General features: G+C 52.4%; 17 protein-coding genes and 2 pseudogenes. 18 read left to right on the forward strand and 1 reads right to left on the reverse strand.

Annotated elements, in window-relative coordinates; translation table 11 throughout:
• Window positions 1-8 precede the first annotated feature (8 nt).
• From AFK66_RS19690 to AFK66_RS19750, 14 genes and pseudogenes are all read left to right on the forward strand, one after another.
• Window positions 9-614, forward strand: coding sequence for a DUF3540 domain-containing protein (locus tag AFK66_RS19690; protein WP_007679143.1), 606 nt, complete (start codon window positions 9-11; stop codon window positions 612-614).
• 5 nt (window positions 615-619) lie between these two features.
• Window positions 620-1012 (forward strand): DUF4150 domain-containing protein, encoded by a 393-nt coding sequence (locus tag AFK66_RS19695; RefSeq protein WP_007679141.1) that lies wholly within the window; start codon window positions 620-622, stop codon window positions 1010-1012.
• A gap of 251 nt (window positions 1013-1263) precedes the next feature.
• The gene (gene tssI, locus AFK66_RS19700; RefSeq protein WP_023897744.1) at window positions 1264-3843 is read left to right on the forward strand and encodes a type VI secretion system tip protein TssI/VgrG; all 2580 of its coding nucleotides are present in this window, start codon (window positions 1264-1266) and stop codon (window positions 3841-3843) included.
• Complete coding sequence (locus tag AFK66_RS22860; protein WP_043056488.1) at window positions 3840-4535, forward strand: hypothetical protein; 696 nt, start codon at window positions 3840-3842, stop codon at window positions 4533-4535. Before tssI ends, AFK66_RS22860 begins: the two co-directional genes overlap by 4 nt.
• Window positions 4536-4599: 64 nt before the next feature.
• The gene (locus AFK66_RS21865; RefSeq protein ID WP_032968530.1) at window positions 4600-5115 is read left to right on the forward strand and encodes a hypothetical protein; all 516 of its coding nucleotides are present in this window, start codon (window positions 4600-4602) and stop codon (window positions 5113-5115) included.
• A gap of 65 nt (window positions 5116-5180) precedes the next feature.
• Window positions 5181-5606 carry a DcrB-related protein gene (locus tag AFK66_RS19710; protein WP_007779888.1) on the forward strand — a complete coding sequence of 142 codons (426 nt, stop codon included), beginning with the start codon at window positions 5181-5183 and terminating at the stop codon, window positions 5604-5606.
• 13 nt (window positions 5607-5619) lie between these two features.
• On the forward strand, window positions 5620-10044 hold the full coding sequence (locus tag AFK66_RS19715) for an RHS repeat-associated core domain-containing protein (RefSeq protein ID WP_023897746.1): 4425 nt from the start codon (window positions 5620-5622) through the stop codon (window positions 10042-10044).
• Window positions 10045-10055: 11 nt separating this feature from the next.
• Window positions 10056-10616 carry a hypothetical protein gene (locus tag AFK66_RS22655; RefSeq protein ID WP_032968531.1) on the forward strand — a complete coding sequence of 187 codons (561 nt, stop codon included), beginning with the start codon at window positions 10056-10058 and terminating at the stop codon, window positions 10614-10616.
• A 450-nt stretch (window positions 10617-11066) separates the two neighbouring features.
• A complete protein-coding gene (locus AFK66_RS19725) occupies window positions 11067-12044 on the forward strand; it encodes a hypothetical protein (RefSeq protein ID WP_007779896.1) in 978 nt (325 codons plus the stop codon).
• 96 nt (window positions 12045-12140) lie between these two features.
• Window positions 12141-13232, forward strand: a pseudogene (locus AFK66_RS19730) (RHS repeat domain-containing protein); the annotation flags it as partial.
• A complete protein-coding gene (locus AFK66_RS19735; RefSeq protein ID WP_007779901.1) occupies window positions 13232-14230 on the forward strand; it encodes a hypothetical protein in 999 nt (332 codons plus the stop codon). The pseudogene AFK66_RS19730 and the gene AFK66_RS19735, both read left to right, overlap by 1 nt.
• Before the next feature lie 120 nt (window positions 14231-14350).
• A pseudogene (locus tag AFK66_RS23090) lies at window positions 14351-15229 on the forward strand (RHS repeat-associated core domain-containing protein); the annotation flags it as partial.
• On the forward strand, window positions 15222-15977 hold the full coding sequence (locus tag AFK66_RS19745) for a macro domain-containing protein (RefSeq protein ID WP_032968535.1): 756 nt from the start codon (window positions 15222-15224) through the stop codon (window positions 15975-15977). The pseudogene AFK66_RS23090 and the gene AFK66_RS19745, both read left to right, overlap by 8 nt.
• A gap of 274 nt (window positions 15978-16251) precedes the next feature.
• Window positions 16252-16770, forward strand: coding sequence for a hypothetical protein (locus tag AFK66_RS19750; protein WP_007779907.1), 519 nt, complete (start codon window positions 16252-16254; stop codon window positions 16768-16770).
• Here AFK66_RS19750 and AFK66_RS19755 read toward each other — a convergent pair.
• Window positions 16754-17014 (reverse strand): hypothetical protein, encoded by a 261-nt coding sequence (locus tag AFK66_RS19755; protein ID WP_023897751.1) that lies wholly within the window; start codon window positions 17012-17014, stop codon window positions 16754-16756. The genes AFK66_RS19750 and AFK66_RS19755 overlap by 17 nt on opposite strands.
• Before the next feature lie 456 nt (window positions 17015-17470).
• On the opposite strand from AFK66_RS19755, the gene AFK66_RS19760 reads away from it, so the two are divergent.
• Genes AFK66_RS19760 through AFK66_RS19775 form a run of 4 tightly spaced genes read left to right on the forward strand, consistent with a single transcriptional unit; the run spans window position 17471 to window position 24888 of the window.
• Window positions 17471-19402 carry a type VI secretion system Vgr family protein gene (locus AFK66_RS19760; protein ID WP_041461032.1) on the forward strand — a complete coding sequence of 644 codons (1932 nt, stop codon included), beginning with the start codon at window positions 17471-17473 and terminating at the stop codon, window positions 19400-19402.
• Window positions 19399-19830: a DcrB-related protein gene (locus AFK66_RS19765; protein ID WP_007779836.1), complete on the forward strand. Its 432-nt coding sequence runs from the start codon at window positions 19399-19401 to the stop codon at window positions 19828-19830. Before AFK66_RS19760 ends, AFK66_RS19765 begins: the two co-directional genes overlap by 4 nt.
• Window positions 19831-19832: 2 nt before the next feature.
• Entirely contained in the window at window positions 19833-24392 is a 4560-nt protein-coding gene (locus tag AFK66_RS19770; protein WP_081050448.1) for an RHS repeat-associated core domain-containing protein, read from the forward strand.
• Window positions 24393-24402: 10 nt separating this feature from the next.
• Window positions 24403-24888, forward strand: coding sequence for an SMI1/KNR4 family protein (locus AFK66_RS19775; RefSeq protein ID WP_007779851.1), 486 nt, complete (start codon window positions 24403-24405; stop codon window positions 24886-24888).
• The last annotated feature ends 155 nt before the right edge of the window (window positions 24889-25043 follow it).

Here is a 25043-nt window from a genome sequence, read left to right on the forward strand (position 1 = left end):
GAGAGAACATGAGCAATATTAACCATAAACTGGCCCAGACCATTACGCCGCCGGTTCAGGCGTCGGGCACGGTCACCCATTGTTTCGCGGACGGCAGCCTGATGGTCGAGAGCGAGGGGCGCGGCTGGCACTGCCGCCGCGCGGCCAGCTGCGTTATCGCACCGCAGGCGGGCGACACGGCGCTGATTGCCAGCGTCGATAATCAGCTCTGGCTGCTGGCGGTACTTGAGCGCGCCAATCCCCAAAGCGCGGAACTTAGCGTACCGGGCGATCTGCATATCCGCAGCGCAGGCGAACTCAGCCTGAGCGGCGAGGCGCTGCGCGTCAGCGCGCAGCAGGGCGATTGTCATATCAGCGAGATGAAATACAGCGGCGATAAGCTTTCCGCGTGGGTAAGCCTTTCACGCATTGTCGGCAAGCGCGCGGAATCGGTCTGGCAGACGGTGACCCAGATAAGCCACAACCTGTTTCGCTCCACACGGCAGACCGAGCAGGTGCGTGCAGGCCAGCTGGATATGAAAGCTGAAGATTACGCACGACTGCATGCGCACAATACGGTGATCACCTCGAAAGCGATCACAAAAGTCGATTCTGAACAGATCCACATGGGGTAACCACTATGTTCGCTAACTGCCAGCTGTTTGGCATGGATCTGGCATTTCCGGATGTTTGCCTGACGCCGATGCCTGCACCAACGCCGATCCCTTACCCTGATATCGCGCTCGGCCCAACGGCCATTCCGAACGCGCTGAATATTCTTTTCATGGGAATGCCCGCGCATAACATGGCGACGGTCACGCCGCTTACTAATGGCGATAACCCCGGCGTGGCGACGGGTGTCGCCTCGGGTACGGTCATGGGGCCGTCGCGTCACCTGACCGGCGCGTTTACCGTGCTGCTGAAAGGCACGCCCGCGACGCGCCTGACCAGCGTCAGCCTGCAAAACTCAACTAACGCGGTGGGGATGCGTATTGTCCCAAGCCAGTTCAAGGTGTTGATGCTGGCACCCTGAGAGCTACGTTTACAGGCAAACAAAAGTACCCGGAGCCGGGCTTTTGCCGCAGGCAAGGGCCCGGTTTTTTAAAGGAACCGCCGTTACTGTCGTTTTACGACAGCGCAACGGTTGGGTTGGGCTACTAAAAAGAAAATCCTGTGCTAATTATCGAAAGCCGAAAATCCTCTTGTTTTTACTTATCCGCACTGCGTTTATCCGTAAGAAAGATAACCGTTCTGTGATGTTCCTCAGCGATATGGACTGAAGTTATGCTCAACCGAATCACCGTTCAGCTCCCGGTCGAGGGGCTGCTTTTCTGGAAACTCTCCGGGCGCGAGGCGCTGTCGGAGCCGTTCATGTTCACCCTGACGCTGCTCGGCACCGATGCCCGCGCCGACCGCAGCGCGCTGCTGGGCCAGCCGGTGACGGTGACCATCCCGACCCAGGCGCTGATGACACCGCGCTACCTTAACGGCAAGGTGACCCGCGTGGCGGTGAGCGCGGTGGAGCTTTCGGGCACCCGCTACGCGGCCTATGAGCTGACGGTGGAGCCGGACCTCTGGCCGATGCAACGCGACCGCAACCTGCGTATCTTCCAGGGGCAGACGGTGCCGCAGATAGTGAAGACGCTGCTGGGCGAAAGCCGGGTGAACATGGAAGAGCGGCTTTCCGGCAGCTACCGCGTCTGGGAATACTGCGTGCAGTACCAGGAGAGCAGCCTCGATTTCATCAGCCGCCTGCTGGAGCTGGAGGGCATCGCCTACCACTTCCGCCACGAGCAGGACCGCCACACGCTTATCCTCACCGATGCTCCCGGCCAGTACGAGCCGTTCCCGGGCTACGAGACCATTCCGTACCATGTGACCCCTTCAGGCGGCAGCACAGACGAAGAGGGCGTCAGCCAGTGGGCGCTGGAAGACAGCGTGACGCCGGGCATCTACAGCCTCGACGACTACGACTTCCGCAAGCCGAACGCCTGGCTGTTCCAGGCGCGACAGAACCCGCTGTCGCCGCAGCCGGGCAGCATTGACGTTTACGACTGGCCGGGGCGCTTTGTGGAGCACGGCCACGGCGAGTTCTACGCCCGCATCCGCCAGGAGCGCTGGCAGGTGGAGCACCGCCAGACGCAGGGCACCGCGACGGCGCTCGGTATCGCACCCGGCCACACCTTTGTGCTGCGCAACGCGCCGTTCTTCGGGGATAACGGCGAGTACCTCACCACGGTGGCGCATTACCGCTTCGAGGAGAACCGCTACGCCAGCGGCCCGGACAGCAACACCCTGCATGAAATCCGCTTCGAGGTGATACCGGCTGATGTGCCGTACCGCCCGGCGCAGAAGACGCCGTGGCCGCGCACCTACGGCCCGCAGACGGCAAAAGTGGTCGGCCCGCAGGGCGAGAGTATCTGGACCGACAAATATGGCCGGGTGAAGGTGAAGTTCCACTGGGACCGCCTCGGCAAGGGCGACGACACCAGCTCCAGCTGGGTGCGCGTCTCCAGCGCCTGGGCAGGCCAGGGCTTCGGTGGCGTACAGATACCGCGCGTGGGCGACGAGGTGGTGGTGGACTTCATCAACGGCGACCCGGACCGCCCGCTGATTACCGGTCGCGTGTATAACGAGGCGAGCATGCCGCCGTGGGCGCTGCCGGCGGCGGCCACGCAGATGGGCTTTTTAAGCCGCTCGAAGGACGGCTCGCCGGATAACGCCAACGCCCTGCGCTTTGAGGACAAGGCGGGTGAGGAGCAGGTGTGGCTCCAGGCCGAGCGCAACCTTGATACGCATGTCAAAAATGATGAATCACATACCGTCTATGGTGCGCGCAGCCATTACGTGCGTAAAAACGAATTGCATCGCGTTGAAGAGAATCAGATTCAGGCGGTTAAAGGCGGCACCGAAATCCTGACGGGAAAGGGCAAGCTGGACGCCGTTGTTGAACAATATGTTCTGGCATCAGGAACAAAGCTGCGTCTGGTCTGCGGTGAAAGCGCTATTGAACTCAATGCAAACGGCAAAATAAATCTGATCGGTAAAGATTTTAATTTCTTTGTCGAAGGGGATGGCTATATCACGACAGGCGGTAAGCTACATCTTAATACTGCCGGCACGCAGCCAGGAACGACGGCACCGGGGAGTCAGCATAAACAAGATATTGACGCAGCAGTGCAGGAAAAATTCACGCCGGGAAAGAAAAGTAAAGGCGCGCCAGCCCCTACGCATGCTCCAGCTAAAAAACCGGCCCCAACTCCGCCAGCAAAACCAACTCCCCCGCAGCCAGCAAAGCCTGCTGCGCCGACTAACCAGAATCAAGATAACTTTTCAAAAATTTCACCGATCATTTTCAAAAATGAAGGCGGTTATGTTAATGACCCTGATGATTCTGGTGGTGCAACAAACAAAGGCATAGCATGGAATACATGGCAAAAGTATGCCAAAGAAGATCTTGGTGTTGAGCCTACTCTTGATAATCTTAAAAATATTACCACTGAGCAAGCAGAAACAATTTATCGTAAACGATACTGGGAACCTTCTGGTTTTAATAATATTAAAGACCCAAAGCTTGCTTTAATGTCTTATGACTGGACCATTACTTCCGGTGGGGCAGGTAAACAAATACAGAAATTACTCAATAATGAATTCGGACAACAGTTAGCTACTGATGGCAAGATTGGGCCCAAAACAATTGAAGCCATGAACAGTGTCAGCGACTCCGCGAAACTAACTTCCCGGATAGCTGAAATCCGAAAGGAGTATTATGAAAATCTGGTGATCAACAATCCTAAAAATGGTAAGTTTTTAACAGGATGGTTGAATCGTGTCGATCGTTGTTCACAGGTAAATTTCGAATGAATATAAAATTGACGGCATGCGCGTTTTTGATGGGGCTGTATAGCGTTTCAGTAATGGCTGGTGACACGTTTAACGGCCAATGGGCGGGGGCCGTTCAAAATGACTCGACATTAACGCTACGGCTTAAACAGAAAGGAAAAAAATTAACCGGAAGTTACTGTTATATTACTCAGCAAGGCAATCGTATTGATTGTCCGGCCGCAGAAGAGGAAAATCTACGTGGTACTGTTAATAATGATCAGGCTGCTGTTGAGTTTACTTCCTCTTTTGGTGGGGGTACGGGACAAGCACAGCTCAGTGTGAGTGGTGATAAAATGTCCTGGAAAATGGTACATGCACCGGATAAAGGTGAGTATTACGCACCAGAAACCTATAGCTTATCTAAGCAGGGAGGTGCAGGCTTTTCGGAAACCAGACGATTTACTACAGAAAAATTTAATATAAGCCTTACAAACAAATGTGGGTCTTTTTTATCCAGCTGTAATGATATGTTTTATTTAGGGATTAGAAAAAGCGATAATAGTGTTATTACCTTAAAAGGCAAGTCTCTTTTAGATGATCAAGGCAAGGTCATTGGTTCAGAATATAATAATGCTGATGTGAAATACACTGTTCAATATGAACCGTTGAGACTTACCGTCAATCAGGGTAATAAAATATTAGTAAATCAACCTGGCGAGTGGTCGAAATAACTTACTTTTAATCAAGCCGGTATCTGTATTTATAGAGCGCTGGCTATACAAACGTTAAGCAATAATGAAAAACAGAATAATACGTTCTCTGTTGTTTATACTATCATCCATACCGCTATTCTGCGCTGCGGAACAAACCAGCGCAGGTCATAAGGCGTTATGGCAAACCACGCGCGAATTAAAATCCGTTTGGGGCAAACAAGCAGACGATGTCAGCCAGCTTCTTAAACAGCCTCTCGTCCGAACAGTGGCAACAGCGGATAATCGCTTCACATCCGCCACCTTTGCGTTAATGGATGGGACACGGATAAGCGATCTTGATGTGCGTCTGTGGAACAATGGTGAAAAATCGGTCTCACTGGTTTCGTTTATTGTTGATACGCCTTGTATAACGCTTGAGCAAGTCCGAGAACATTTCCCTGATGCTAAATTATTTAACATACCGAAGGGACATGCCGTCGGACAACTGATCGGTTACCGGACTGCAAGAGATGACCGCGGACTTGCCTGGGCTTTTAGTTTCCCGGAACAGGATTCACGGTGTCTGAAACGTATCACGATGGCTAAGTATGAATATTAAGCGCAGGTACTCTTAACCCGCTCTTAATTATTATTTAGCGTAAAAATCTAATTACAGGCCCCACCATGAAATATACCCTTCAGGAAGGTTCATTTTCCCTTTTTCCTGCCGCCTGGCAGGACACCAGCATGACGATGTTACGCGACGATGAGAGCGGGTTATCGTTAATTGTCAGCCGCGGCGCAATTCCGGATGACAGCGATTTTGAAAAAGAATTCCACCGCCAGTGGGAAGTGCTGCGCGCACAAATGGGTGAAATCCAACAGAGCGAGTTTGCACGTATCCTGGTCGGACAGCCTTCGCACCGCGCGGTGGAAGTTGAAACCGCGTTTGTACGTCAGGATCAGCAAATCTGGCAGAAGCAATTTGCCCTACAGGCACCTGATGCACCGCGCCTGTTAATTTTCACTCTTTCCGCACTACGCCCCTTCACTGATGAAGATGCGGAACGCTGGAATGCGATTAAACAAAGCCTGACGCTGCATAAATAATGGAATACGTGGCATGAGCGACAAACATGCGGCCCGCCAGGGCGACAAGATTATCCACTCCAGTATCTTTGCCGATATCACAAGCCTTGTGGCTGAAGGTCTCGCGTATGCAGCCATTGGCTCGGCGGTAGCAGTGGCCGCAACGGCTGCCGCACCGCTTGCGGGTGCGGGCGCTGCGGCGGCGGGGCTGGCGGCGATAGGTTCCAGCTGCGCGCTGAGCGGAATTATCGGTGGTATCCTGGCGAACGCCGCAGGGATCACGGATGACATCAGTAATATGGCGACGGGGATCGGCAATGCGATTTTCCCGCCATCACCGGCCGGGACAATCGCTACCGGCTCTGCCAATGTGCTGACCAACAAGCTTCCGGCCGCTCGCGCGGCAGGCAAACTTACGCCAGGCGACACGCCGCCGCCGGAGCCGCAAAAGCCTGGCAGTTTCGCCGACTACGGCGGTATGTTGCTTTCCGCAGCGGCGCAGTTCGGCAGCGAGATGTGGCAGCCTACGGTCGCGACTGCCGCGCCAGGGACATCGTCGCTGGAGCTGGATACCGTGCTGTGCGATAAACACTCCGGCCCGCAATACCTGGCGGAAGGATCAAAAAGCGTCTTCATTAACGGCCAGCCTGCCGTGCGCGCCAAAGATCGCACCACCTGCGAAGCCACTATTTCGGACGACGTGTCGCCAAACGTCATTATCGGCGGTGAAACGCTGACGGTGCGCGATATCAAAAGCGGTAAAACCGCAGGGCTGGCGGTAGCGATGATTGCCCTTTCGCTCATTCGAGGACGTCCGGGCAACATTCTCAAAAATATGCCCTGCGCTTTAGTGTCGGCAGGCGCCGGTATGCTTACGGATATGGCGATAAACGCCGTTTTCGCCTCCTCCCACCCCGTTCATGCCGCCACCGGCGTGAAGGTTCTGAACGATAATAATGAACTGGACTTCTCACTGCCTGGTCGTTTTCCCCTTCGCTGGCAGCGCAGCTATAACAGCTTAACCACCCGCGAAGGATTGTTCGGCCTGGGCTGGGCTACCGCTTTTGACAGCTATCTGACGCTGGAAGATGGCGAAGTCACCTGGTTTGACGAGACTGGCCGTGAGTTGCGCTTTACACTGCCACCGCTGAACCAGGCGCTTTACAGTATCAGCGAAGGGCTTATTGTTCGCCGTAATGAGAACGGCGATGTGGCGATCGCCGATGACGACGGCGCCGTCTGGCGCTTATTTAAACCCACACGCGCCAACCCTTCAGTGCTGCGCCTTGCATCGCTAAGTGATGAATATGGCAATGCGCTGGAAACCGGCTGGGATGAACATGGCCGTCTGGTGCGCATTCACGACGCGCCTTGCGCCATTGATGTCACGCTGCGCTATGAGGATAAACGCTTTGCGCAGCGTGTGACGTCAGCCGTGCATTTCGATGGTGAAAGAGAATGGCCGCTGGTCACTTATCGTTACGACGGTCGTGGGCAACTGGCGGCAGTCACCGACGCAGCCGGCATCACGACGCGTGAGTACCGCTACAACGATGCTGGCCTGATGATCTGGCACCGGTTACCCGGCGGGCTGGAGAGTGAATATCGCTGGGAGAAATTCGATCACTGGCGCGTGGTGGAAAACCGCACCAGTACCGGCGATGGCTGCCGTATCGCTTACGATCTGGCGGCGGGGCTGACGACGGTCACGCAATACGACGGCCAGACGCGCCAGCATTACTGGAACGCGCAGGGGCTTATCACGCGTTTTGTTGACGAACGTGGTGAGAGCTGGCGTTACGAGTGGAATGAACACGATCTGCTGACCCGCCGTATCGACCCACTGGGTAACGCGACCACCTTTGCCTATGACGACATGGGCAACCGGGTGCAGGAAGTGGATGCTGAAGGCAACATCCGCGCCACGCAGTGGCTGGAGCACCGCGCCTTGCCTGCGGCTATCACCGAGGCAGACGGTACCGCCACGCGTTTTTATTACGATGAACATCACGGGCTGGCGCGCATCGTCGATGCGCTCGGGCAAACCACACTGTTGCGCCGCGACGAGTCTGGACAAATCGTGGAAGAGGTGGATGCGGCGGGTAACAGCCGCCACCAGGAATACAACGACGCGGGGCAGGTTATTCGCGCGACAGACTGTTCCGGGCGCGTTACCCGTTACCGCTATCACCCGCTCGGTTGGTTAAGTACTGTTATTACAGCGGATGGTGAAGAGACCCGCTATCACTACGACGCCGCGGGCCGTCCGATCCAGCTGGAGCGCCCCGAAGGCTGGGAAGAACGCCTGTTATGGAATGCGCGCGGTCTGCCTGAGGCGCATGAAGGGGCTGACGGCAAGCGCAACGAATTTACCTATGATACTGCGGGGCGTCTTGTTTCGACCTCTAACCCGCAGGGGGATACCGTGCGCCGCCGCTGGGACAGCCGTGGCCGCCTGATTGCACTCGAAAATGAAAAAGGCGAGGCATACCAGTTCCGCTGGGGCGCGGATTCCCGGCTGCTGGAGGAAGAGAGTTTAGATGGCGTGATTACCCGCTACGGGTATGACGCCTGCGGACGCACCATCGCTCGTACTTTCGCCGCCGGGCATCCTGAGGCGATTACCCATACTTTCGCCTGGAGCGCGGCCGGGCAGCTTCTTTCACGCACGACGCCGGAAGGCCAGACCCGCTACGACTACACGCCAGCAGGGTTAATCAGCCGTATCGCACTGCATGCTTCGCTTGCGGAAAACGTCTGGAGCCGCGAGGCGGAACAGGAGCTGCGCTTTGAGTATGACGCCCTGGGCCGCGTCATCGGCGAGCAGAGCGAAAACGGCGCGCTGGGCTGGACCTACGATGCGCTCGGCAACCGCACTTCTGTGCAACTACCCGACGGGCGAATGCTGAAACACCACTTCTACGGCAGCGGTCATCTGTTGTCCATTGCGCTCGATAACCTGCCGGTCACGGATTTTACCCGCGATGAACTGCACCGCGAGCTGAGCCGTACACAGGGGTTACTCACGAGCCGCAGCGAGTATGACCGGCTGGGCCGCCTGACGAGGCGCGATGTTTTCGCCGGCGACGCGCAACGCCCCGCGCCGCGCCGCTGGTCTCGCCGCTGGGATTATGATTATCGCAACAACCTCATCCGCGAGGAGCGCGACGATAACCCCTTCAGCTGGTACCGCTGGAAATATGACAGCGCAGGGCGTCTGCTGACGCAGGACGGCACGCTGCCGGGCCAGGAACAGTGGCAGTGGGACGCGGCGGGCAATCCGCTTGACGACAGCGCGACGCAGACGGTGCGCTTTAACCGCGTGACGCAGCTTAACGGCATCCAGTGGCGTTATGACATTCATGGCCGCACGGTAGAGAAAGATAACGGGCAGACCCGCTGGCGCTACCGCTACGACGGCGAACACCGTCTGACGGACGTTATCAGCCAGCCACGGGACCGCAGTAAGCCGCAGGTGGAGGTGAGCTTCCGTTACGATCCGCTGGGGCGGCGCATCAGCAAGACCCGCCGTCAGTTTCTGGCGGGGCAGCCCACCGGTAAAGCGGTCACCACGCGCTTTGTCTGGGAAGGGTTCCGGTTGCTACAGGAAATCCATGACGGGGTACCGCTCACCTACGTTTACAGCGACCCGCACAGCTACGAGCCGCTGGCGCGCATCGACGGCACGCAGTCCCCGGACATTTACTGGTTCCACAACCAGCCGAACGGCACGCCGGAGCGGCTGACCGATGTGGAAGGCCGGGTGCGCTGGGAAGGGCGAAACAGCGCGTGGGGCAAACTGGCGCACGAGTCGACGCCGTTGCCGACGGGCTATCACCAGAACCTGCGGATGCAGGGGCAGTACCTGGACCGTGAAACCGGGCTTCACTACAATTTATTCCGTTATTATGACCCGGACTGCGGCAGGTTCACGCAGCATGACCCGATAGGCCTGGCGGGCGGTATCAATCTGTACCAGTTTGCGCCGAATGCGCTGGGGTGGGTGGATCCGTGGGGGTTGAATGCAGAAGATTTAATACGTTATAAACCGCATGATTCTTTGAGTGCTCAAGGAGGAGCCAGAAGCTCAGCGATAGCTCGCGCTTGGGTTCAGGAAAAAGCCTTGTTACAAAATGGCGGAGTGGGTTCTCGTAATTGGACGGAACAGGAAAAAGAGTTAATTTTGAAAACGCCTAACAGTAAACTTACTTCCGTGATGTCACGTGCAGGTTACACAGGGCATCATATCAACTCTGTTGAAGGAAATGGAACTCTTGGCTATAAATGGCAAGGAGATCCCAGAAATATAGTATTTCTGAAAAACCATAATCACCCTGATGATTTCAATGAACATGTACATGGAACACAGGGGCACAGAGGTAATACACAAAATACAACTCGTGGTCGTTTGATTGATAGAGTGAAAAGTTTAACAAGTAGACAACGTTGCAAAGAATAAAAGGATTCAAAATGAATATAAAGAAATCTATTGTTAAGTTGGCTGAGAATTTCAAGTTAAATAATCAAAATATGGGAGTGGTTGATTATACAGATCATGATAATAATTTAAAGAGTACCGTTTCTCTAAGAGGAGAGATTGAGTTTTTTTACCATCATTTAACCTTAAAAGATAAACCAACATTGGATGGCATTTTCTTTATGCATTTTATCGAGCCATCTGAATTAAAAAGTATATTGTCAGGCTGGAATACAGGTGATGATACCTGGAATGAATCATATATTATTTTTGCTGAAAGGAATGGTGATGTTCTTTTTTGCGATACAACATATGATGCATGCGCTGTATATGGGAGTATCCAAAAAAGGCATTTTATTATAGCTGATTCGTTATCGAGCTTCTTAGATGCATTAAATTCAGCAGTAGATATCGAGCGTGATAAATATAATGGTGAAGTTTTTGATGAAGATTTTAATGTTGAAGCAACATTCATAGGTGATGTTAAAGATATGCTATCTAAAAAATTAGATGAAAAAGAAGTTGAAGGATTTATGAGATTTTTCTTTGGCTAGCTTTAATCCACATTAAACTAAAATGATTGCAAGCTTACATATAACGCTCTTGATTTTGTAATGTGAGCGTTTTAAATGCGTTGTTATCAATTAAGTTATTAAACATAGTATGTAATAACTAATCCAGCATGGAGCACTTGGTGGTATGGATGTGCCAGGTATTACCGGGGAATTAAATAAGATGAAACTAAGAAAATCTCCTAATCGACAGTTGATTATTTAAAAGCAATACAAAACTTCAGAATTTTGGCGCAACCCAGCACGATTTTTAAGTTTGTTCAACTTCCATCAGAGCCTACATTTTTGATACTAAAAAATTAATGGGGACGGGAATTTAACTTTAGAAGCGGGGCATTAAATAACTAGCTGCTTGGCCAAAACATTCTAATGAGTATAAGAAATGGAATTATTGGTTAAAAAAGCACAAGGTTATCTCAAGAAGAGATAAAAATGAAAGAATTACAATATGCAGTTGATAACATCGACTCGATTAAGAAAATAGAAATAAAAACCAGTCAGGGGAATTTTGATATTTCCTTCCTATTGGACTATACCTTCAAAGGTAAAGCTTTAATTAATATTGAGGTGATTGAATCGGATAAACCTTCTTTTTTAGAAGAATATATTGACGATTATAAATCTATCTTAGAGCCCGTTATTGTGGCTAATAACCAATTCAGTATTTGTATTAAGGGGGTAACGGGAGAAGAGTTTACTTTTGGGGATCAACAAGAATTGCATGGTCCTACTTATAGAATAGGCGTTTATTTATATAAAGATGTCCCTCATACTGGGGAGGAAGTTAATTCATCCAGTAAAAAGGAGTTGTTGGAACGGGCTAGTATTATAAATATTCATGTGATTGCCAGAAGTCTGAGTTGTAATCCCTATCATTCCTCGAAAAAAGATAATAAGGCAGTTCGTTATTTTGGCGGGTTGAGTGAATTAGGTTTTATGCTTACAGACATAAAACTATTAGAATCTTTCTTGAAAGATAAGATACATAATAATGATCTTATAGAAGAATTTACAACAACAGAACTAGCCAATGAAATCTTTAACGAGGGATTGATGGTTCTGTCATGGGGTAACACGCCGTGGGTTTATTACATTCTTTCTTGTCATGAAAGTAATATACAGTCTCCTTTCATAGGGTATGAAACTCCTTACAATGGAAAGTACTATTTAAAAGAAGCTATTAAAGAAGTTAGTGTGATTCCTGGTCATGCTTTAAGAAATTGGGATGAGCTAATTAAAAATGAATGGCCAAAAATTAATATAAACGAGAAAGGTGATTTGCTTTCTTTAAAACTTTATGTAAAAAATGCACTCTCTCAGCATGATACCAACTACCCTATTCCGACCTTTTTAATCGTAAGAGAGGAAAAGACTCCAGTCACAGAACCCCTGCTTGAATCTTATCTCTAACCAAAAAAGATATTAAAAATAGGTTTGGCCAGTTATCACATCTGGCCTGTTAATATAGTAAAATTAAATAGCACCACATATAAATTTGCTTAAATTTTTTATTGCTACCGCAGAGCATACGATAGTGCATGGCGTCAGCTGACGCAGACGGTGCGCTTTAACCGTGTGACGCAGCTTAACGGCATTCAGTGGCGTTATGGCATTCATGGCCGCACGGTAGAGAAAGACAACGGGCAGACCCGCTGGCGCTACCGCTACGATCCGCTCGGGCGGCGCATCAGCAAGACCCGCCGTCAGTTTCTGGCGGGGCAGCCCACCGGTAAAGCGGTCACCACGCGCTTTGTCTGGGAAGGGTTCCGGTTGCTAAAGGAAATCCATGACGGGGTACCGCTCACCTACGTTTACAGCGACCCGCACAGCTACGAGCCGCTGGCGCGCATCGACGGCACGCAGTCCCCGGACATTTACTGGTTCCACAACCAGCCGAACGGCACGCCGGAGCGGCTGACCGATGTGGAAGGCCGGGTGCGCTGGGAAGGGCGAAACAGCGCGTGGGGCAAACTGGCGCACGAGTCGACGCCGTTGCCGACGGGCTATCACCAGAACCTGCGGATGCAGGGGCAGTACCTGGACCGTGAAACCGGGCTTCACTACAATTTATTCCGCTATTATGACCCGGACTGCGGCAGGTTCACGCAGCACGATCCGATAGGGCTGGCGGGCGGTATCAACCTGTACCAGTTTGCGCCGAATGCGCTGGGGAAAATTGATCCTCTTGGGTTGAAACAAAATGAAGTTATAAGATATATGGGAAAAACAGAAGCGATTAATGTAGCCGCTGAACGCGGTGGTAAAGGCGGATTAATTCCCCACCATAAAGGTGCTAAAGCCGTTTGGGTTAACCATGACAGCCGGCCAGGGTTTAACCCGAGTGATGAAAAATATCGCGCAGTTATTACAGTAAATGATGAGGGCGTAGAAATGCTCAATAATCATAGAGATATATCTTCAGTTGATTATAAAGAAACAGGTTTAAAAGATGGAGTCTTGTCTAAAGAAAATGAACCGGGCGCGAAAGGTATCGGAAAAAATATTCTTAAAGACTTTAATGATAAAATTACCTCGCTCCATATTGAGAAAAGGGATCAAAAAGGTAATTGGAAAAAATGTGGCGCAAGGATTACATAATGAATTTTGAAATTTATCTTCATAAAATTAAGCATTTTGTGAATGCACGGGCCGAAATCCATACTTTTGGGGAGTATGAATATTTGCAAAGGGAACCAGGGTTGTTTCTTTTTTCGTTCCTGAATGAAAAAGGGAAGTTATGTTCCTTGAGTCGCTGGTTAGATTTTTTACCAGAAGGAGAGTTTAATAATGTAATGACAAGAGAAAACCTAACAGATGACGAGATTTATGCACTTGAGTTGTTTCTTTCTCGGCTGGGATATCTTTTTCAAATTGATAACCGGCAAAGAATCGATAAAGATATATTCATATTATATTATTTAAAACAACTTGTTTCTTTGAAAAACTCTAATATCCCGAACAAATTAAAATCGCAAAACTTTTTTTTAAGATTCTTATGTTTTGAGTTAGGTATGGATTATGATTCGTATAGTCTCTTTCATATCAATGAAGAAGGTGTGTGCTTAAAAACAAAAAACCGAAAAAGCATACCGATAATTTACCTGTTAGATGTCTTCTATACTTCTTTAAAGAAAGAGAAATATAAGGATTCAGCAGCCAAAATAAAAAGATTTCAGATGAATACTGTATCATTACTGGCAGAACGCGATAATAAAGATTACACGTTGCCATTTGATGATGTTAATGTTTCTTTAGTTGAGCCTAATCTTTTTATTAAAGTATTTAAAAGGCCAAGCAAAAATGTTTGTAAAGTATTAACTGAATGCTTTGACAAATATCAGTCAACCATTAACTTGCTTGTCTCTAATTTTATTTTAATGAATTATTCTTATTATATAATTAGTAAGAAACCAAGCAAGCTTTTAGTGCTTAAAAAAAATATTGATGATGAAGTGTTTTCTAAAATTCTATCAACTATAGTTTATAGAGGGGTTTTTGTGGATAGAAGAAAAATCAGTCAACTGGGAATTGATGATTATATAAATTTACCAGAACGCTCAAGTCACAAACTTTTTAACTTGATATATGCGGTTTGAATATTTAACAAATTACGCTTGAGTTATTGCACTTATTAAAAATAACCCTCACTTTTATATGTGGTAATCTCATTTAATAGCCCCTTCGTTAGTATGAAATAAGCTGCTAAAAACTCACATAATAAGACCCGCCGTCAGTTTCTGGCGGGGCAACCCACCGGTAAAGCGGTTACCACGCGCTTTATCTGGGAAGGGTTCCGGCTGCTACAGGAAATCCATGACGGGGTGCCACTCACCTGTGTTTACAACGATCCGCACAGTTACGAGCCGCTGGCGCGCATCGACGGCACGCAGGCCCCGGATATTTACTGGTTCCACAACCAGCCGAACGGCACGCCGGAGCGGCTGACCGATGTGGAAGGCCGGGTGCGCTGGGAAGGGCGAAACAGCGCGTGGGGCAAACTGGCGCACGAGTCGACGCCGCTGCCGACAGGCTATCACCAGAACCTGCGGATGCAGGGTCAGTACCTGGATCGCGAAACCGGGCTTCACTACAATTTATTTCGTTACTATGACCCGGACTGCGGCAGGTTCACGCAGCACGACCCGATAGGGCTGGCGGGTGGTATCAATCTGTACCAGTTTGCGTCGAATGCGCTGGGATGGGTGGATCCGTGGGGGTTGACTCCAACGACATTAATTCACTACACAACAGAAGAAGGAATAAAAGGTATCATTGAAAGTGGTGTAATACGACCTTCATCAGGAGATATACATGCGCGGTTTGGTGATGGTCAGTACTTTACCAACATTACCCCTAAAATAATTGGTGGGCGAACACTTAAAGATGTTGGAGGAACTGGAAAAATGTCTCTGGGACAATTAGCAGTTGATATATATGGTGATGCGAGAAAATTAAAAGGTGTAAGCCATTTTGTTGAAATAGATGTTACTGGCTTAGATGTAATTGAACCACGAAAAAAAACATTCTTAATCTTGAACACACAAGATCTCGATGTCTCTAAGAGAATTGTCAAAAGTGGGAGGGGTTGTGATTGATGTAAAAAAATATTATAAAGGGAATGTTGATTTTATTGCAGGCGAAGGAATCATTCTCAATGAATTTATAGGGGAGGTTGCTACAAGACAAATAAATATTATAGATGGTGCGTATTATGCCTCTTCCTTTTTGTTAGATAAGAACGATAAAGTAGGTTATTTGCTGTATGACGGTAAAAAAAACGATTTGGATTTAAGTGACTCTGAAGAAATTTCGAGCCAAGAATTTGAAAGTGTCTGGCTAACATCAACGAGTTCATTGCAAGAAAAAAATAAAATAAAGTACTCGTCTGGAGATGCGGTAGAACCTTTGAAAAAATCCACAATTATTGCTCATATTGTGAATAATAAAGGGAAATGGGGTAAAGGTTTTGTTCTGTCTCTTTCAAATAAATATCCTACTGCAAAAAAACACTATCTTAATAGCTTCAAAGAAAATAACAATCCTGAATTAGGGACGGTTGATTTTGTCATGGTTGATGCTAAAGATCGGATATTTGTTGCTAATATGTATGCGCAGAATGGTATAAAGAAAAATGCCAATGACAAAAATCAATACATATGTTATGCATCCCTGGAACTTTGCCTTGAAAAATTGTCTGACTTTGCTTTAGTGAATCGCCTTTCAATACAAATGCCAAGGATAGGCGCTGGCCTCGGTGGAGGTGATTGGAATGTTATCGAGTCATTAATACAAAAAAAGATTTGCTATAAGTTAATAGATTGCAATGTAATAACTTTGGGATAATCAGGAAAAATTCGGCACAAGGATTACTTGATGAATTTTGATATTTATTTTCATAAAATTAATGACTTCGTAAATGAACGAGCCGAACACCATACTTTTGGAGATTATGGATATTTGAAAAGGGAGCCTGGATTATTTCTCTTTTCTTTCCCGCACTGCGTTTATCTGCAAGAAAGATAACCGTTCTGTAATGTTCCTCAGCAAGATGGACTGAAGTTATGCTCAACCAAATCACCGTTCAGCTCCCGATCAAGGGCCCTCCATTAAGGATAATATGATTTTCATTCGCCATACCGGAAAGGCCATTACCGCTGCGTTAATAACGATGTTAACGCTTGGCGGCGTTTCAGCCAGTACACCCTCTGCCAGCCTCTGGCAGTTTATTGGTGCGATGCGGTCATCCTTAGCGGATATCAACGTCGCCACGCTTAACCACGCGCCTTTAGCATTCCAGCTGGATTCTCAGAACGAGTACATCAATTTTTACCGGGCGAAAGATGTCGCGTTTACTGCCGCAGGGAAGTTGACCGATATTGAATTGCGGCTGAGCAGAGATCCGCAGGAGAAAACGCTGCTGTTTATCTCTCACTGGCAGGGGCGGTGCCTGACGCTTAACAACGTTAAACAGCATTACCCCGTATTGACGATAACCGACACCCCGCGCGGTCATTCGCAAAACGAAGTGACCAGCTACACCACGCCTGCCGGTGCGTCTGGCGAGGCTGTCACGTTCAGCTTTAGCGAGAAAACGCCTGATTGCCTGAGTAACGTCATTATCAGCCGGGATAAGTAACCCCCGGCACGGCCTGAATGATGACGCCGGCATGACGCGCCGCGCTCGTCATTGTGCGCACCGCCACACCCGCAAAAGCCTCTATCATCCAGAATCTCGCATAAAACTTCTTGCACGCCGGGGTAAATAATCCGTTATTTGCCCGACCCACCATAATTAGTGGTTCCCCTAAGCTAAATATTATCCTTTCATATAAAAAGCCTTTCTCAGCGCGGTAAGTAAAAGAAAATTCTCTTTCTTTCATGAATATTTCAGCGCGTTATTAGTGACGCTCCCCATAAAAATAGTGCGCGAGTCGTCAGAATTTATCCCAACCATCAATCCTTACGCTCAGTGGAATCAGAATAGTCTGTATATTCAGAATAATGGCGGTTTTTCGATGAGTCACTTATTGGTATATTTGCAAAGCAAGCATGTGCCGTTTGTATAGCGTCTTTTTTACCGCTTCGTTACCTGACATTTCCTGATATGGCTTAACCTCGATCGAGGCTATGGCAGCGGTAGCCGTATTATGAAATTTCATGTCGCCTGCAATATGAAATTAACTAAAACTGCAAAGTGTTTCTGGCAGAGTGTCTGCTGCGCGGCCAGAAGCCTGAAAGGTATGCGTCATTTGCTGCTGTGCTGTGATTTACGGGCATAGCCAGGTGGGTGTCTCCGGCTCTGGTATGCACCGCATATACACATAGGGATGGAAGTTATGTTTAACCGAATCACCGTTCAGCTCCCGGTCGAGGGGCTGCTTTTCTGGAAACTCTCCGGGCGCGAGGCGCTGTCGGAGCCGTTTATGTTCACCCTGACGCTGCTCGGCACCGATGCGCGGGCCGACCGCAGCGCGCTGCTGGGCCAGCCGGTGACGGTGACCATCCCGACCCAGGCGCTGATGACGCCGCGCTATCTTAACGGCAAGGTGACCCGCGTGGCGGTGAGCGCGGTGGAGCTCTCCGGCACCCGCTACGCGGCCTATGAGCTGACGGTGGAGCCGGACCTGTGGCCGATGCAGCGCGACCGCAACCTGCGTATCTTCCAGGGCCAGACGGTGCCGCAGATAGTGAAAACGCTGCTGGGCGAGAGCCGGGTGAACATGGAAGAGCGTCTGTCGGGCAGCTACCGCGTCTGGGAATACTGCGTGCAGTACCAGGAGAGCAGCCTTGACTTCATCAGCCGCCTGCTGGAGCTGGAAGGCATCGCCTACCACTTCCGCCACGAGCAGGACCGCCACACGCTCATCCTCACCGACGCCCCCGGCCAGTATGAGCCGTTCCCGGGCTACGAGACCATTCCGTACCATGTGACCCCTTCAGGCGGCAGCACAGACGAAGAGGGCGTCAGCCAGTGGGCGCTGGAAGACAGCGTGACGCCGGGCATCTACAGCCTCGACGACTACGACTTCCGCAAGCCGAACGCCTGGCTGTTCCAGGCGCGACAGAACCCGCTGTCGCCGCAGCCGGGCAGCATTGACGTTTACGACTGGCCGGGGCGCTTTGTGGAGCACGGCCACGGCGAGTTCTACGCCCGCATCCGCCAGGAGCGCTGGCAGGTGGAGCACCGCCAGACGCAGGGCACCGCGACGGCGCTCGGTATCGCACCCGGCCACACCTTTGTGCTGCGCAACGCGCCGTTCTTCGGGGATAACGGCGAGTACCTCACCACGGTGGCGCATTACCGCTTCGAGGAGAACCGCTACGCCAGCGGCCCGGACAGCAACACCCTGCATGAAATCCGCTTCGAGGTGATACCGGCTGATGTGCCGTACCGCCCGGCGCAGAAGACGCCGTGGCCGCGCACCTACGGCCCGCAGACGGCAAAAGTGGTCGGCCCGCAGGGCGAGAGTATCTGGACCGACAAATATGGCCGGGTGAAGGTGAAGTTCCACTGGGACCGCCTCGGCAAGGGCGACGACACCAGCTCCAGCTGGGTGCGCGTCTCCAGCGCCTGGGCAGGCCAGGGCTTCGGTGGCGTACAGATACCGCGCGTGGGCGACGAGGTGGTGGTGGACTTCATCAACGGCGACCCGGACCGCCCGCTGATTACCGGTCGCGTGTATAACGAGGCGAGCATGCCGCCGTGGGCGCTGCCGGCGGCGGCGACGCAGATGGGCTTTTTAAGCCGCTCTAAGGACGGCTCGCCGGACAACGCCAACGCCCTGCGCTTTGAGGACAAAGCCGGCGAGGAGCAGGTGTGGCTCCAGGCCGAGCGCAACCTCGATACCAAAGTGAAAAAAGATGAAACCCACAGCGTCGGCGGCTCGCGGATACTTTCTGTTAAGCAGGACTACACCGGCAAAGTTGAAGGCAAGCAGGAACACGCCATTCAAATGAGCCGCAATGAGCTGGTCGGCGGGCAGTACGACATCAAAGGCCAGGGCACGGTGACCGTTTCTTCCGCGACCGGCATTCGCCTCGTCACGGGCGATTCGGTGCTGGAGATGAGCGCGAACGGCGAGGTCAATCTCTACTGTACAAAATTCGCGATCAACGCCAGCGGCACAGGGCAAATCAATACCGGCGGCACGCTCGATCTGAACCTCAAGAAGGAACCGGACAAAGCGTCAAACGTCGCGCCGACGCCCGGAGATATCCAGAACGAAGTGGCAAAAACATTTAATTCCGACGGAGAGGGACAGGCATGAGCCAGGTGAAATATACGTTATCAGAAGGGACGCTGACGCTGCCGGAAGCCGTGCAGGATCGCAGCATGACAATATTGACGCTGCCGAAAGCGCGCGCCTCTCTGGTACTGACCCGCGCGTGGGACGTCAAGCCTGGCGAAGAAGAAGCGTACCTGAAAAACCAGGTCGCCAAACTCAAACGCGACATGAAAAAGTTTTCTGGCGGCGAAGTGATTACCACTCAGCTGGGCGGCAGGCCTGCGCAGGAGGTGGCGTTGCGTTTTGATAATCACAGCGTGACCGTTTACGAGCAGTTAATCGCGACGATGCTTGACGATCACCTGCTGGTGATGGCGATGAGCCGCAACGCGCCCTTTGATGAAGACGCGCTGGCGGTATGGGAGTCCATTAAAGCGGGTCTTGAATTTACGCCGGGAGAGGGAGCGTAAGCGTGTCCGAACTGTTAGCTGCCCGTATTCACGATCCGCTGGTTCACAGCTCTCTGATGGCCGATGTGGTTAGCGGCGTGGTGGAGGGGGCCATCTGTCTCGCCGCGCTGGCAGGGGGCATGGCCCTCATGTCAAACCCGTTTACCGCTGTGATAGGCGTGGCGGTTATTGGTGTCGCCTATGCGACCGACTGGCCGGAAAAGATCGGTGATTTTGTCGGTAAGGGCGTTGACGCCATCAGCAACTTCTTTGGCGGGGGCGGCCCGCCCGATGCCACTATCAGCAGCGGTTCTCCCAACGTTTTCATTATGCGCAAAGCGGCAGCGCGCGCTGCGGGTACCGTCGATCATAACTATCTCAACAACCCCGTTCCGCAAGAGAGCTTTTTCGACGCCGCTAAAAAGATGGCGGTGGGCATGGCTATCGATATTCTTGAGCTGACGCAGATTACTATGCCCACCATGGATGAGATATGGGCGGGAACGAAAGCCGTCGCTAAAAACAGCGGAAGCACCATCAAAAACTTCGCGACCGGCGTCTGGGATAACCTCACCCAGCCGGTGGTCGAGGGTGCCAGCCCTTACGCCGAAGCTGCGCCGGGCGATACCGTCGATTGCACTAAAGGCCATATGGCCACCGGCACCAACTTTCTGGCGGAAGGCTCGAAAAAAGTGCTGATCAACGGGCAGCCAGCGAGTCGCAACGGCGACCGCAGCACCTGCGAAGCCAAAGTCCAGGTCCTGGAAAACTCGCGGGTGTACATCGGCGGCGAGAGCATCGTGGTACGCGATATCCGCAGCGGTAAGAATTTCTGGGCGCGGCTTATCGGTAACGCTATCGGTAGCCTTGGGCCGGGAATATTGCGCAATCTCAGCAAAGGGTTGTTCAGGGCGATATTCAACCGTCGCATGGGCAAGATGTTCTGCTGCCAGCTTCTTTCTGATTTCACCATGGGGCTGACGACGATTGCCCTGCTTCAGGCGGGACGCATTGGCAGTGAGGCGCGCCAGACGCAGCACCCGGTGGATATCGCCAGCGGCGCGAAAATCCTCGCGGGCGGCGAAGACCGCGATTTCACGCTGGAAGACCGCATTCCGCTCATCTGGCAGCGTGTCTACAACAGCCGCAATCTGGCGACCGGTATGCTCGGCACCGGCTGGCTGCTGCCGTTTGAAACCCGCTTCTTCCGCCTTGAGAACAATCAGTTTATCTGGCGCGATATGTCGGGCCGCGAGCTGGGCTTCGGCGAGTTGACCCCCGGCGACGTGGTGGATTATCTCGAAGACGGCATCACGCTCTATTACACCGTCAGCGGCACGCTGATGCTCCAGATGACGAGCGGCGAATACCACGTCTACGAACCGGACCCGACGCGTCCGGGCGAGTGGCGGCTGTTCCGCATCTACGATCGTCACGAGAACTGCCAGTATTACAGCTGGGATGAACACGGCAGGCTGGTGCGGATTTCCGGCGACAACGAAGCGCTGGATGTCGAACTCGCGTATGAGAAAACGCATGGCCGTCTCGCCAGCGTGCATCAGGTATGCAACGGCGAGCGTCGCCTGCTGGTCACTTACGGCTATAACGAACACGGGCAACTGACTGACGTGACCGACGCGGACGGCATCGTCACGCGCCGCTTCGGCTGGGATCGCGCCAGCGACATGATGGGCTGGCACAGCTACTCCACCAACCTGAGCGTGCATTATCAGTGGCAGCCCGCCGCCGATGCACCGAACTGGCGCGTGTGCGGTTATCAGGTGCTGGACGACCAGGACAACGTGCTGGAGCGCTGGCGCATTGACGCCGACGAGGCGAAACGCTGCGCCACGGTCAGCTGCGACGCGGGTTTCTCGACGCGCCACTGCTGGGATTTCCTCTACCGCATCACGGAATACACCGACCGTCACGGCGGCGTGTGGCGCTACGAGTGGGCGGATTATGCCGAGCTGCTGACCGCGGCCACCACGCCGGACGGCAGCCGCTGGGTATATGGCTACGACGAGCACGGCAACTTGACGGAAGTGCGCGACCCGCTTGGCAACAGCACCTTCACGACGTGGCACCCGGTGTTCGCGTTCCCGGTGAAGGAAGTGCTGCCGGACGGCGCCACCTGGCAGTATGAATACAACCCGCGCGGCGATGTGGTCTCACTCACCGACCCGAAAGGCGGCGTGACGCGCTTTGAGTGGAACGAGCAGGGCGACCTGGTTCAGCAGACCGACGCGCTGAACAACACGCACCGGTTCTGGTGGAACGAGCGCGGGCAACTGGTGCGCGACGAGGACTGCTCCGGCAACCAGAGCCACCGGCTTTATGACGACGCGGGGCGACCGCTCAGCGCCAGCGACGCCGAAGGCAACACTGACCGCTGGACGCTGACTGCGGCGGGGCGTCTGCGCACCTGGCGGCGGGCGGACGGCCGCGAGACGCACTACGAATATGACAGCGCCGGGCTGCTGTGCGGGCAGGACGACGACGGGCTGCGCGAGCGCAAGGTGACGCGCAACGCGCGCGGCCAGGTGGTGAGCGCCGCCGACCCGGCAGGCCATCTGACGCGCCTGCGTTACGACCGCTTCGGCCGCCTGACGACGCTGGTGAACCCGAACCGCGAAAGCTGGCGGTTTGAGTATGACGCCGCAGGCCGACTGACGGGCCAGCGGGATTACGCGGGCCGCCTGACGGAATACCGCCACGACGCGCCAGGCCAGGTGACGGAGGTGATTCGCCATCCGCTGCCGGGCAGCGCGGACGCGCCGCTGGTCACCGCGTTTGAATATGACGTGCTGGGCCGCCTGACTGCACGCGAAACCGCAGAGCACCGCACCGAGTACCGCCACAATACGCTGTCGCTGGAAATCCGCCGCGCCACGCGCGCCGAATGGCGTCAGGCGCTGCTGGAAGAGCGGGAGCCTGAGTGGGACGCCGTGCTGGTCTTCACCCGCAACGCCGCGGGCGAGCTGGTGAGCGAGGAGAACCACGGCGGAAAATTTGAGTATGAGTACGACGCACTCGGCAACCTCAGCAGCACAACATTCCCGGATGGCCGCGAACTCGCCACGCTGCGTTACGGCACCGGTCATCTGCTGGAGATGCAGCTGCGCCACGGTGGCGCGACACACACGCTGGCGGCGTACGGCCGCGACCGGCTGCACCGGGAAGTTTCCCGCAGCCAGGGCGTGCTCTCGCAGGAGACCCGTTACGACACCGCCGGGCGCGTCACGCAGCGCACGGTGCTGGACGCGCGCCGCGAGCTGGTGTTCGAACGCCGCTACCGGTGGGACCGCACCGACCAGATAGTCCAGCAGATACACACCGACACCGCGCCTGCGACGCCGGGCGAGAAATACAGCCAGTACCTGTGGGGCTACGACGCGGCGGGCCAGGTCACAAAAGCCGTCGAACCGCAGCGGGAAGAACGCTTCTTCTGGGACCCGGCGGGCAACCGCACCGAAGCGCACCGTAACCCGGTGTGGCACAACCTGCTGCTGCGCCTCGACGGGCTTAAGCTTGACTATGACGGGTTCGGGCGGCTGATTCAGCGGCGGGACAAGTCTGGCGTTATCCAGCATTTTGCCTATGACGATGAGCAGCGGGTAAAGGAAATCACCTTCACCGGTCATGCGGAATTCAAAAAAGTGGAGTACCGCTACGACCCGCTGGGGCGCAGGACGCACAAGATATTATGGCGCTACAACGACCCGCAGCCGGAGACCATCCGCTTCGACTGGCAGGGCCTGCAACTGGCGGGCGAACAGAGCGACCGCGAGCCGGACCACTACGTTCAGTACGTCTACACCGAAGGCAGCTACGAACCGCTGGCGCGCATTGACAGTGTTTTCGACGACTGCGAGATTTACTGGTACCACACCGAACTCAACGGCCTGCCGGAACGGGTGACGGACGCGGACGGCCAGACCGTCTGGCGCGGGCAGTTCAGCACCTGGGGCGAAACGGAGCGCGAACTCAGCGTACCGCAGTGGCACGTACCGCAGAACCTGCGCTTCCAGGGCCAGTACCTCGACCGTGAAAGTGGGCTCCATTACAACCTTTTCCGCTATTACGACCCGGTGGCCGGGCGTTACACCCAGATGGACCCGATTGGGTTAGCGGGCGGGCTGAATACCTATGGATATGTGCCGGACCCATTAACTTGGGTGGATCCGCTTGGTTTAGCTTTACAAGGTGTAGATTTTTCTGGAAGCCCAGACCTTTTTCCAGAAAGTCCTGGTAAAAAAAATATAGTAGAAATCACTATGCAAGGCTCAAGAGATAGGGATTTTACGGAGGCTTATAAGCAAGCGGGTATAACCAAAGCAGAAGCTCACGGGTATACATGGCACCATGTTGATGATTTTGACCCGAATACGGGTAAAACAACTATGCAGTTAGTAAAAACATCTGCACATGAAGCCACTTTCCCGCATAAAGGATCAGTCTCCCAGTTTGAGAAACACTTTGGAGTAAAATATGGTACTCAAGAGGCTATCATAATATCGCATTCAAAAGGTTGGCTGAGAGGTCGGATACCGAAATCTCTTCGTGTTAGTTGTCGTTTATAGGGGGCAAAAGATGGGTAATAAGTTTCATAATTGCGAAGTCAGCATTAACAATGCTGATATCGAAAGATTAGAGGCTCAGGTTGCATATAAGTTTCCTGATAGTTTTGTCAATCATTATCTGAAATATAATGGTGGAGTTCCTGAAAAAAGCTGGTGGGATAGTGAGGATGAGTTTGAGCCTATAGAAATAGCGGCTTTTAAAGCTATTAAAACTGCTGCATCCGACGGCAAAGATGCCTCATCAACTATAAACGGATGCTATAACTTAATGATCTCCCGGCAGGTTATACCTAACAGTCTTATTCCTTTTGGTAATGACTGGGGAGGGAACTTTTTTTGTATAAATAAAAATGATGATAGTGTGGTTTTCTATGCCGTTGACGCTTTCGATGATGAGTTATCATTGGAAGATAATCATAATAATTTACAGAGAAAGCTTGCACCTACATTTGAGGAGTTTATTACTTCCTTGCGATCAGAAAATGAATTAGAATAAAGTGGATGTTATTAAAAAGGAATGATAAATTATTTTGGCGGGCTATGTCTCCCGCCAACTTACTATGGAATCATGTAATAAATTCAATTTTTTCGGAAGGGTCAATGTGAGGGGCAGTGTGGACTGCATTATAGAAATTTCCATCATTATAGAAC

This window comes from Cronobacter malonaticus LMG 23826 (assembly GCF_001277215.2).
GTDB lineage: Bacteria > Pseudomonadota > Gammaproteobacteria > Enterobacterales > Enterobacteriaceae > Cronobacter > Cronobacter malonaticus.

Bases quoted from the DNA above. Each gene is read 5' to 3' on its own strand.
- AFK66_RS19690 (WP_007679143.1), top strand. From the start codon at position 9: ATGAGCAATATTAACCATAAACTGGCCCAGACCATTACGCCGCCGGTT.
- AFK66_RS19695 (WP_007679141.1), top strand. From the start codon at position 620: ATGTTCGCTAACTGCCAGCTGTTTGGCATGGATCTGGCATTTCCGGAT.
- tssI (WP_023897744.1), top strand. From the start codon at position 1,264: ATGCTCAACCGAATCACCGTTCAGCTCCCGGTCGAGGGGCTGCTTTTC.
- AFK66_RS22860 (WP_043056488.1), top strand. From the start codon at position 3,840: ATGAATATAAAATTGACGGCATGCGCGTTTTTGATGGGGCTGTATAGC.
- AFK66_RS21865 (WP_032968530.1), top strand. From the start codon at position 4,600: ATGAAAAACAGAATAATACGTTCTCTGTTGTTTATACTATCATCCATA.
- AFK66_RS19710 (WP_007779888.1), top strand. From the start codon at position 5,181: ATGAAATATACCCTTCAGGAAGGTTCATTTTCCCTTTTTCCTGCCGCC.
- AFK66_RS19715 (WP_023897746.1), top strand. From the start codon at position 5,620: ATGAGCGACAAACATGCGGCCCGCCAGGGCGACAAGATTATCCACTCC.
- AFK66_RS22655 (WP_032968531.1), top strand. From the start codon at position 10,056: ATGAATATAAAGAAATCTATTGTTAAGTTGGCTGAGAATTTCAAGTTA.
- AFK66_RS19725 (WP_007779896.1), top strand. From the start codon at position 11,067: ATGAAAGAATTACAATATGCAGTTGATAACATCGACTCGATTAAGAAA.
- AFK66_RS19735 (WP_007779901.1), top strand. From the start codon at position 13,232: ATGAATTTTGAAATTTATCTTCATAAAATTAAGCATTTTGTGAATGCA.
- AFK66_RS19750 (WP_007779907.1), top strand. From the start codon at position 16,252: ATGATTTTCATTCGCCATACCGGAAAGGCCATTACCGCTGCGTTAATA.
- AFK66_RS19755 (WP_023897751.1), bottom strand. From the start codon at position 17,014: ATGAAAGAAAGAGAATTTTCTTTTACTTACCGCGCTGAGAAAGGCTTT.
- AFK66_RS19760 (WP_041461032.1), top strand. From the start codon at position 17,471: ATGTTTAACCGAATCACCGTTCAGCTCCCGGTCGAGGGGCTGCTTTTC.
- AFK66_RS19765 (WP_007779836.1), top strand. From the start codon at position 19,399: ATGAGCCAGGTGAAATATACGTTATCAGAAGGGACGCTGACGCTGCCG.
- AFK66_RS19775 (WP_007779851.1), top strand. From the start codon at position 24,403: ATGGGTAATAAGTTTCATAATTGCGAAGTCAGCATTAACAATGCTGAT.